This window comes from Bacillus sp. JJ634 (genome assembly GCF_036962285.1).
GTDB classification, from domain to species: Bacteria; Bacillota; Bacilli; order Bacillales; family DSM-1321; genus Peribacillus; species Peribacillus asahii_A.
In genome coordinates this window covers 1-1,732 of the sequence record NZ_JBALMU010000015.1, presented here as the reverse complement: position 1 = coordinate 1,732, position 1,732 = coordinate 1, and the positions used below count along the sequence as shown (strand labels likewise).

Genomic DNA, 1,732 nt, shown 5'->3' with positions numbered 1-1,732 from the left:
CCTCGCTTTTGTAGTAAAAGTCCGATTGATAAACTTTTACCAATCGGGTTCGTACGGTCACTTGATTGAAGTGGCGGAGATTTTAGTGACCATAGAACGTGACTAACCATCAGTGAGGGATGAAGGGAAACCCTCGCTGATGGAAGTTTCACTTTATAAAGGAATGGTTTGTCTATAAAATTTTGATCAATGGAAATGGATAGCAGAAGCATTACATAAGATGAAACTATAGAAGTTTTAATGGATGCCCATAGATTTAAAGATGAATGGAGTGACTAATGTGAAAAGATATTGTGTTTTTCTTTTTCAACTAATCATTTGGAGCAGCTATACGCTTGCGGAATGGTTGTCGATGAATGATCGCTTCTTCTATAAATCACTAATGTTTCTTCTGTTTTCCTATTTCGCTATTTATATTGGAAAGCTTATTTTACAATCGACCAAACAGACGCTGCTAGTAACCGTGATGAGTTTATTTTGTTATGCGGTCTTGCAAATTTGTTTGGAAGTGATTATTCCTATTCATTAAAAGAATTTCTTCACTTACGAGGATAAAAGTACATGATACGCTTATTGAACAAGTGAAGTTCCCCTTTTAATTGTTTAGCGAGAAATTTACATAGTTCATTAGCTTTGCCTTTATCTCCAAACGTAGAATGTTCAGCGAGCGTTATCTGAATATACATTTGGATACGTTCGTTTTCTTCTTCATGAATTTGTTCTTGATCCATTCCGATTAAGATAAGATGGTAACCGTCTGTTAGGGATTGAAGGTATATCATATTGTTTGTAGGAGGTGCCGGCTCTTTTATTTCATAAGGAAAGGCTGCTTCATGGTAATTCCAATTTATCTGCCTGCCTGTTTTTGAGGTTATGTTTTGATAGTCATGTAATAATTCTTTAATCGTGTCAATCGTAACTGTCGTTCGTTCTGGATGTGGAACGAGTTTAATATACGCATGTTCAGTCATGTTCATCCTCCTTAACTCCAATTTACCTCATTATACTTTACCATTATTTGTATGATTGGTATTGTTAAAAAGAAGATAAATTTCGTTGATAACGCTATAAGAGAGTTTAAGTGAAAAAATGATAAAAATACGAAATATATGTTATACTTTTTTGCTTGAAATTTTAAATGTGTTATATTATTATGAATGTAAAGCGGTTACAATTCGATTATATAACATCTAATATATTAGAAGGGAGTTGTCGGAATGGGAACGATCATTTGCCAAAGCTGTGATAGTACAATCGCTCATTTTGAAGATGAAAAAGTAAGTATTCTTTATTCACATAGTCAAAAATGCCCTAGCTGTAATACAACTGCTGCTGAGGAAAATTAAAAAATAAATAATGACGTAGAAGTTCGGGTGCTTTTCGATTTGGGAGGTACCTTTTTTGTGTTTTAGGCTCTGTTTATAGGGGATTGTATGAACGATTGTTTATCCCACACTTAACGGGCAGTAAGATCCTCACCTCAAGCTTATGAGAAAACAAAGAAGATAGGTGGAGGACAAGGACAACTGCCCTCATCTAGTTGCGGCTCCTAGCCCCTCGAGGTCATAAGCTGTCATGCTCTGTGGCAAACTGCGCCACGCCGCATTTCATCTTATGCTTGTCGGGGCTGAACAGTCGCCTCGCTTTTGTAGTAAAGGTCCGATTGGTGAGATACAGTGAAACTTACCTTTGCGATTTTCAAAGGTAAGCTTTCACCAATCAGGTTCGTACG

The 1,732-nt window shown here is 36.4% G+C and carries 3 protein-coding genes; 2 read left to right on the top strand and 1 reads right to left on the bottom strand.

Annotated elements, in window-relative coordinates:
• Positions 1 to 280 precede the first annotated feature (280 nt).
• The gene (locus tag V7068_RS02870) at positions 281 to 529 is read left to right on the top strand and encodes a hypothetical protein (RefSeq protein WP_375348295.1); all 249 of its coding nucleotides are present in this window, start codon (positions 281 to 283) and stop codon (positions 527 to 529) included.
• Between the two features lie 10 nt (positions 530 to 539).
• Here V7068_RS02870 and V7068_RS02865 read toward each other — a convergent pair whose 3' ends face one another.
• Entirely contained in the window at positions 540 to 971 is a 432-nt protein-coding gene (locus V7068_RS02865; RefSeq protein WP_499710926.1) for a DUF1885 family protein, read from the bottom strand.
• 246 nt (positions 972 to 1,217) lie between these two features.
• Here V7068_RS02865 and V7068_RS02860 point away from each other — a divergent pair, with 246 nt between their 5' ends.
• On the top strand, positions 1,218 to 1,346 hold the full coding sequence (locus V7068_RS02860) for a GapA-binding peptide SR1P (protein ID WP_127759656.1): 129 nt from the start codon (positions 1,218 to 1,220) through the stop codon (positions 1,344 to 1,346).
• Positions 1,347 to 1,732 lie beyond the last annotated feature (386 nt).